The 8113-nt window shown below is 39.2% G+C and carries 8 protein-coding genes; all 8 read left to right on the top strand.

Annotation, left to right across the window (positions count from 1 at the left end; all coding sequences use genetic code 11):
* The first annotated feature begins 272 nt into the window (after window positions 1-272).
* Entirely contained in the window at window positions 273-2270 is a 1998-nt protein-coding gene (locus NMA52_RS18515) for a GNAT family N-acetyltransferase (protein ID WP_254829204.1), read from the top strand.
* Entirely contained in the window at window positions 2267-2743 is a 477-nt protein-coding gene (locus tag NMA52_RS18510; RefSeq protein WP_254829203.1) for an ASCH domain-containing protein, read from the top strand. The genes NMA52_RS18515 and NMA52_RS18510 overlap by 4 nt, the downstream gene beginning before the upstream one ends.
* A 122-nt stretch (window positions 2744-2865) precedes the next feature.
* Complete coding sequence (locus tag NMA52_RS18505) at window positions 2866-4449, top strand: RNA-directed DNA polymerase (RefSeq protein ID WP_254829202.1); 1584 nt, start codon at window positions 2866-2868, stop codon at window positions 4447-4449.
* Window positions 4450-4719: 270 nt separating this feature from the next.
* A complete protein-coding gene (locus NMA52_RS18500) occupies window positions 4720-5655 on the top strand; it encodes a hypothetical protein (RefSeq protein WP_254829201.1) in 936 nt (311 codons plus the stop codon).
* Window positions 5656-6312: 657 nt separating this feature from the next.
* Complete coding sequence (locus tag NMA52_RS18495; protein WP_254829200.1) at window positions 6313-6993, top strand: phytanoyl-CoA dioxygenase family protein; 681 nt, start codon at window positions 6313-6315, stop codon at window positions 6991-6993.
* A 66-nt stretch (window positions 6994-7059) separates the two neighbouring features.
* Complete coding sequence (locus NMA52_RS19305; protein ID WP_371930992.1) at window positions 7060-7305, top strand: DUF433 domain-containing protein; 246 nt, start codon at window positions 7060-7062, stop codon at window positions 7303-7305.
* Window positions 7306-7308: 3 nt separating this feature from the next.
* Entirely contained in the window at window positions 7309-7665 is a 357-nt protein-coding gene (locus tag NMA52_RS18490) for a DUF5615 family PIN-like protein (RefSeq protein WP_254829199.1), read from the top strand.
* 232 nt (window positions 7666-7897) lie between these two features.
* The coding region (locus tag NMA52_RS18485; protein WP_254829198.1) for a helix-turn-helix domain-containing protein at window positions 7898-8113 on the top strand (216 nt) is incomplete at its 3' end.

The raw sequence follows: 8113 nt of genomic DNA, 5'->3' as shown, positions 1-8113 counted from the left end.
GCTCTTCAGTGAGGTCGGGGAAGCTGCGCAGGAGGGTCAGAAAGCGGGTCAGGGCGTTGGTCATTCTCCCAAGTTCGGGAGCACGGTAATACCATCAAATGCTTAGCTTAATGGCCGTGAACATTGCGCCATCGTCAAGCCGGCGGTGAGGCTATTGGGTGTCGATGAGGCTATAAAAAGCGACCTTGAAGTTAGTCGAGGCCCGAATACTGGTTGGTGGAGCCGGCCTGCGGTGGCGCACCCGTTAGGTGCAACTAAAACAAAACTTACAATTGCAGATTAAAGTTATAACACATTCAGATCCAATATTACATCAAGTCATTGTCCTTGGTGATAAGTTTTCCAAGACGGTTGGGCATTTACCCCAAGTTGCGTACGAAGACTATGCCCATAGAGGGGGTATACTTGTGGCTGTAGAGAATGAATCTCTAATGGGTCATGTCCTATTTAGACCTTTAAAAAGAACAAGTCAAATTAAGATTGCTCAATTGTGTGTAGACAACCAGTATCAAGGAGTAGGGGTAGCCGACAAAATGTTGGAATGGATTATAAAAAAGTACGATGACTCATATGCAGAAATTCAGCTTACTTGTAGAGCAGATTACAAACACGCTTCACAATTATGGAAAAGAAACCATTTCTACCCCTTGAGTGAAAAACCTGGAAGGGGTAAAGCACCTAGCAGATTAATCATCTGGTCATTTAGGCTTTCGAAACCAAATCTATTTACTACTCAAGTGCAGACTAAAGTTGCTGCTGTTGTCGACCTGAATATAGTCACTCGAACAAGAGACATCAATGATATAGTCGACTATCCTTCAAATCCAATAAGATATCTTTATAATGACAACTTAGTATCTGAAGTAGACTTTTATCACGCAAACGAAAGTTACCATGAACTATTAAATGATCCAGATACCAATCGAAGAAATGAAACTCGAAGAATACTAGATCAATTTTATAAATTGAAGCCTCATCGAGTCAGAGCAGATGAAATCTTTCACGAGCTATGTCAAATTGCTCCACCTAATTCAAAAAACGATCATGCAGATCGAAGGCAACTTTCTGAAACTATAGCAAACAATATAGAGTACTTTATTACTACTGATGAGAGGCTGAAGAAAGCTTTTAAAGACAAAATTAACCATTTGAATGTAGAAATTCTGACACCCACAGAGTTTATCATTCGATTTGACCAAATACAGAATAAGTCAACCTATTTACCTCGAAACTTGGGTGGCATGAGGATAGAATACAGAAGATTAAGAGATCACGAAATTGACGTATGTATCGATCAATTTTATGATTCGAATATTGAAAGAAAAGCAGAATTTAAATCAAGGTTTAAAAATTTGATAACCCACCGAGATAACATTAGTAAAATTGTACTGTCAGATCGAAATATTTTAGCAGTAATTATATACAAAATCGAAAATGAAGTACTAAGCGTACAGCTCCTTAGGATCTCTGATTTTAAAAATAAGTATGTACTATTTAACCAAATTATTAGCCAGTTAGTAAATGATTCTATCGAAAATTTATGTCGTGAATTAACAATCGATAATTCATGGATTGATGGTGAAATGAGAGTGTTGCTTACGAACAGATACTTTAGAGTCCAGGGCAATCGTTCCTATAAGGTTGTACTTTTTGGGGTGCGTAGTAGAATAAATGTGCTTAATGAACTTTCTCGCCATGAAATTGATTCAGAGTTGAATAGCTATGAGTTAGAAAGGCTAATCTACCCTGGTAAAATAGATGGCCTAGAAATCAACAATTTAATTATTCCAATAAGGCCTTATTGGGCTGGCCAATTATTTGACTCCAGTCTTTCCAACGAAACTCTGTTTGGAGCCAAGGAAGCTTTAATATGGAACAGAAGCAACATTTATTTCAGAAGCACTCGACCTGACATTGAATGTGTTCCTAGTAGAATTCTTTGGTACGCAAGTTCAAGCACCAAATACTCCTCAAGGACAAAATCTATAATTGGATGTTCTTATATTGAGGATGTAAGTATTGACTATCCAAAAGATCTTTATAAGAAATATAAATCTTTGGGAACTTACGAATGGCACAATATCAAAGATTTATGCAGCGGAGATTTGACGAAAAAGATTAAAGCAATTGAATTCTCGGACACTGAAGTTTTTGCTAGACCTATCTCTTTAGATACAGCACAAAAAGTTCTGGGGAAACCGCATACTTTTCCAAGTCCATTAAGAATCTCAGGGGAAAAATTTTTAGAGCTTTACAATCTTACACAATGAAAGAGGCACTGTTAATTTCGGTAAAACCTCAATATGTTGACCGAATTCTTGATGGCACCAAAACCATTGAGTTGAGGAAGGTGAAGCCTAGACAAGCGGATGTTCAACTGGTTATAATCTACTGTACATACCCAAATAAGGAGGTGGCATGTATATGTAAAATTGAAGAAATCTTAGAAATGAACCCAACTGACCTGTGGAATAACTACAATGACTGGTTGGGCATCGAAAAGGCATCATTCTTTGACTACTATCAAAAATCTACTAAGGCAGTTGGTATTAAAATTAAAGATGTTGTTGCTTTACCTCGCGAATTATCCCTCGACGAAGTTAGAAGACGGTTGCCAGGATTTTCGCCCCCTCAAACGTATCAGTATGTATCTTATAAAACCTTGCACGCATGTTTTGCTGATTATTCCACTCATTTTATTAAAAATGCACCTAACACCGCGCCATCGTCAAGCCGGCGGTGAAGTTTTTAGGAGTCGATGAAGGCTTTAAAAGCTGACTGAAGGCTTTTGAAGATCAGGACACTGGTCGGTGAAAGCCGGCCTGCGGTGGCGCCCCCGTTAGCGGCAATCAAAAAAAACATCAAATGGAAACTATAACTTGGAACAAAGTCAAGCAGGACCAATATCAGTATTTTGTAAAACCACTATATCAACAAGAATTAGTGGAGAGAGACTTGAAATCTTTTGAAAGAGAGCTAGTTGAAAATTTTTATTCTGGAAAATATGTTCCTGCAAGCCCCATAAGATTGTCTGTGCCAAAAAAAGGATTCCTAGTTAGACCAGCAATTGTGTTGTCCCTCGAAGACAACTATATATATAATATTTTTTTTGATGAAATTATCATGCCAGCTTATAGTAAACTTAAGGAGTATCAAGACAAAACAGATTTCGCTTATAAGATTTACTATAGCAAAAAATATGGACTACAATTTCAGAATAGCTTTAAATCCTGGAAAGAGTACGTTGATAAATCTGAGTCTAAAGCATTATTGAGTCCGGTAATAGTTGAGACAGATCTTACGGGATTTTATGAACTTATAGATCATTCCTTATTACGAGCAGATTTAAGGAGTTTAGGAATCAATACAAGCACGATAAGAAAGCTTCAAAATTGTTTAGACAAGTGGTCTCCCATAAGTGGTAGAGGTTTGCCGCAATCTTATATGACCTCACACCTTCTAGCAAGAATTTATATGAACGTAATTGATCAGCAATTGCAGAATGCGGGTTATGATCATGTTAGATACAATGATGATTTTAGGATTTTTTGTAATTCTGAAAATGAAGCACAGAGAGTTGTCAAGTTTTTAGCAGAGAAGTTAAAAATTAAGGGATTAATACTGAATAGTAGTAAGACAAAAATTCTTAATAGTGCCGATGCATTGAAGAATATTATCGGACCATCTGCAACGATTGAGAGTATGAAAAAAGAATTAAAGACAATTGAGATCAGTGAGGAAAAATACTTAGATGTCTCAGATTCTTTTGGTAACGTCAAAAAAGTCAAAGTTAAAATAAAGAAAATTAAAGGTGCTACAGAACAAGAGCAGACTGAACATGACAACAAAGTGGTAGTAAATGTCTTTACTTCTAATTTTGAGTCTAAAGATGGAAGAAAATTTGACAAAACATTATTTAGATTTTTACTTTCACAACTCGCATTGCTAGAAAACAACCATGCTGTCCAATTTTGCCTAAATAATATTCAAAGATTACCTGAAGAAATAGATTCTATACTGAAATATTTGACTAAAGTAGGGGCATTTAATCAATCGATTGATGTAATACTTAATTTGATTGGAAGTAATGATTGTATTTTTGAATATCAAAAAATAAAAGTTTTAGAATGGATAGGATCTAATCTAGACAAATTTGATGATAAGGTTAAAATGCTAAATGTTGTAAGAAAGATTTACAAAGACGGTTCCAATGAGTTTACTGTTCCTTTAGCAGAGTATATTATCGGAGAAGTCGGAAACGATGCTGATTTATCAGATATACAAACTAATTATAAGCAAACGTTAACCCAAAACAGGAAGAGCGAAATAATGATGCATTTACAAAATATGGAAAAAGTAAATAGGGACTCTTTTTATAAAGAAGTTGGAGAAGATTGTATTTTGACAAAACTTGCTAATCAGAAGATTAAAGAAAAAGGTTTGATCTAAATGATAATGCCGCTAACAATGCGCCACCGTACAGCCTCCTAACGTCGGCCGTCGTTGGCGCTCCCGTTCGGCGCAACGACAAGAAATAGTAGCATCTCCGAAATTCTCATGTTTAAATCAGATTAGTGACAAATCATGATGGGCATTATAATTAGGCTAACATCATTCTGTAAGTACTTATGGTCAATGTGCATTGTTGTGTGCTTATTGACAAGCTGTTCGAATATGAACAGCTATGTTCAAACTAAATACAGGGGTACCACGAATAGCTTGTACTCTGACCAGCCAGATTTGCGTTTAAATAATCCAGAAATATTTCCTGGGCAGCCTTTACTAATTTATTACGGTAATCATCAAATTTTGAAAGTTAGCGAACTAGAAGATGGTATATACGCGGGTTCTGTACTTAGTTACATATATCATGAAGATCGCAAAGATCAGTTTAATATAGACGAGGTCTATAATATATATAGGTATGAAAGAATGGATAAATTACCATCTCAACAAACGAATACGATTTCTCAAATAATTAAGGAAACAGAATTTGATAAATTTAAAGATCCATCGGAGATAAAGGACTATGAGTTTGGTTGGCTTGATTGTACTGGCAGCGCTTTTGAGGTGTTGGTCGATGATAGTTTAAGTAGCTACAATTATCCATGCCTAAAAAATCAAAAGAACAATATTGAATTAAGCAAGATTAAGTGCTTCGACTCGATCGTTAGGGCAACTGTTCCATTTTCAGCTATGTATGATTCTTTATTAGCCGAGCTTCCAAAGGGGAAAAGCTATAGGCGAGATCATATAAATATATATTTGATGACTGACGAACAAATAGACTATCGAAAGTCAAATATTGCGAGATTTGCATATGAAGATTCCACGCAGGATTCAATAACTGCTATATTTTCAGATAAATTCAATTCAGTGTACCTATCTTTAGATAAAGCTACTAGACAATTGTACGCAGATATTTGTTATGAAGAATTTGAAGTAAATTATGATAGGAATGGAAAACTATTATCGGTGGTGGGCGCTGATGTGTCACGCTCAGACAAGGATGCTTATTTTAGACAATGCAAAAGAGAATTAAGAACACTTCTTCGTTCTGTAGATTTGGAGCATAAATTCATATACCCACAAACGAAATGGATAATTATCTACGAAGATGAAATTGAAGTAGATGATCGAAGAAGATTTAGATAATGCGCCGAACAACGCGCCCATCGTCAACCGGGGCTGATGACCGCAGTGCTTGTAAATGTTATCAATCTCCGGGTACTTCGCGTCGTCAATGGCCCGAAAGCTCCCTCCCGCTGGTCGGTCGGTTTCGTTCCATGCCGCCGCGCCGCCCCCTTGTGGGTGAGTTGAAGTTGGTCACTTTGAATGAACGATGCCCCGGCTGCGTGGGCGCCCCCGCTGGGCGCAAGCTTCATACGATCAGAATAGTAGGTTATGCTGGTTGGCAATCCTTGAGCAGTTTCAGTGCGTCTAATTTTTTCCTCACCCGTGAAGTAGTAGTGCTAGTGAATGGTCCTTGGGCCGCAAACGGCGGCAGCGGGGCCCAGCCAAAAGCCTGGCACAGCGGAGCCATGCTGCCGGCCTTCGTCTGGGCCATCCGGGGCCGCTGCCGCCATTTGCATAATACGTAGCCGAACAAAAGTTCCCACCGATAATGACAGCCTAGCGCCCAGCATCGTGGCCACGTCAATCCGGGGCCTGGATCCTGGCCGTAGAGAAGATACAGTTAGGTGGTGTTTACATTCGAGCCGGTAAAGCTGGTTGGTGCTATTTCCCCGGAAAGGCGTGGCCACACCCGTTGTAGGCAAGCCACTAATACACCCCAGTAAAATGATGCAAAAGATGAACTTTGAGTTCCAAAGAGTGACCAATGATGTATTCACATACGCCGAAGTGAACGGCATGATTCAGTCAATAGACGAAAACAAAGACAACCTAGGTTTTGGCATAAGAAACTTTCTTGAGAATAATCCTAGAGTATTAAATCGGATAAGTAAAACAGCTGAATTTCTTGAATTGGTCAAAACGCACTTTAAGCGTCCCAGAATTATTAAGTCAATTTATTTTGACAAGCCAAAGAAGGCAAATTGGGTAGTCAATTGGCATCAGGATATAACTGTAAACCTAAGCCGTAAACTAGATCGGAATGGGTATTCGAATTGGCGAGTTTTAAAAGATAGAGTTGTTGTACAGCCTCCTGAACAATTACTCAGATCAATATTGACTTATCGTATCCATTTGGACGATACAACTGAATTGAATGGCGCCTTAAAAGTCATATTGTGCTCAGAGGATCAAGGAATAATGAGGTTGGACAAGAACTACATAAATAGCACTTGCAACGAGGTTGAGGTATGCAATGATGGTCGTGGTGGAGTTTTGACAATGAGTCCACTGACTGTCCACGCCTCACAAAGATCGATGGATAGCCAAAAACGAAGAAGAGTAATTCACTTGGAAGTGATTGAAGTTGCAGGCAATATTGAGGATCTGCCGTGGAGGGAGAATTACGCACTCTGTTAGCAGAAACATAGTCATCCTTCCCATAATGGTAAATTCCGTTATCTTTGGTTTTGGCACAAGAAAAGGATGATGATAGACTGGAGAGACTACATAGAATCAGATTCGGAAATACTACGGGGGAAGCCAATTGTAAAGGGGACCCGATTGTCGGTTGAGTTTCTAATGGAAAGATTAGCTGATGGATGGACGGAAGGTGAAATCATGGAAAGCTATCCAAATATTACAAAGGAATCAATTAGCGCCATCTACGCGTATGTATACGAAGTATTGAAGGATTCCATGATCTATTCCATTGACAAGAAAGTAGCCTAAATTATGCTGCTAATTGCGGACGAGAACTTTCCGGTTCCGAGCTACAAATACTTACGAAAAGAGGGTTTTGACATAACGCATATCGCAGATTCCGGCTATACCTCAATTAAGGACGAAGCGGTCATCGAATTGTCAGTCAAACAAGGCAGAATCATAGTAACATTCGATAGTGATTTCGGCGAGTTAATATTTAAAGCAGGCTTCAAACCAATCGGAGTGATATTCTTTCGCTGGAAATCGTTCCGGCCAATCGACCCGGGGAAATATTTAGGAAAACTTCTCAAAGAAGGTGAAATAGCATTCACGAATATGCTAACGGTAATCGATGATCAAAAAATTAGACAAAGAAAAATAAAATAAAAGGCCTGCCTACAACACTGCGCCATCGTCAAGCCGGCGGCGAGCCTTTTGGTGTCAATGGTGCCTTAAAAAGGTAAGTTGAACTTGGTCGATGTCCTGATGCTAGCTGGTGACGCCGGCCTGCGCTGGCGCCCCCGTTGGCGGAAATCTGTACAGTCAAGGGACCTGGTATACAAAAGTAAATAGACCTAGGTAACACTTTTTCACACCGAATTTTAGCGGAAAAGCCGCTATGCCATTCGAAGAAGTGAACCATATGGACCAGAGAAAAGCATTCATTTTAGATTACCTGAGCGATCAGTACTACTTCAACTCGATCTGCGACAAGTACCACATCAGTCGCAAGACCGGCTACAAGTGGGTGAAGCGATACCGGGAGCTCGGCGAAGCCGGATTGGACGACCGCAGCAGCCGCCCCCGTGTGGTGGCCAGCACCGTTGACGAGGCC

The sequence above is a fragment of the Lewinella sp. JB7 genome (assembly GCF_024297185.1).
Taxonomy (GTDB): Bacteria; Bacteroidota; Bacteroidia; order Chitinophagales; family Saprospiraceae; genus Neolewinella.
This window is presented reverse-complemented; position numbering and strand designations above follow the sequence as displayed.

Coding starts and splice junctions, on each gene's coding strand:
- NMA52_RS18510 (WP_254829203.1), top strand. CDS start 2,267: ATGAAAGAGGCACTGTTAATTTCGGTAAAACCTCAATATGTTGACCGA.
- NMA52_RS18505 (WP_254829202.1), top strand. CDS start 2,866: ATGGAAACTATAACTTGGAACAAAGTCAAGCAGGACCAATATCAGTAT.
- NMA52_RS18495 (WP_254829200.1), top strand. CDS start 6,313: ATGAACTTTGAGTTCCAAAGAGTGACCAATGATGTATTCACATACGCC.
- NMA52_RS19305 (WP_371930992.1), top strand. CDS start 7,060: ATGATGATAGACTGGAGAGACTACATAGAATCAGATTCGGAAATACTA.
- NMA52_RS18490 (WP_254829199.1), top strand. CDS start 7,309: ATGCTGCTAATTGCGGACGAGAACTTTCCGGTTCCGAGCTACAAATAC.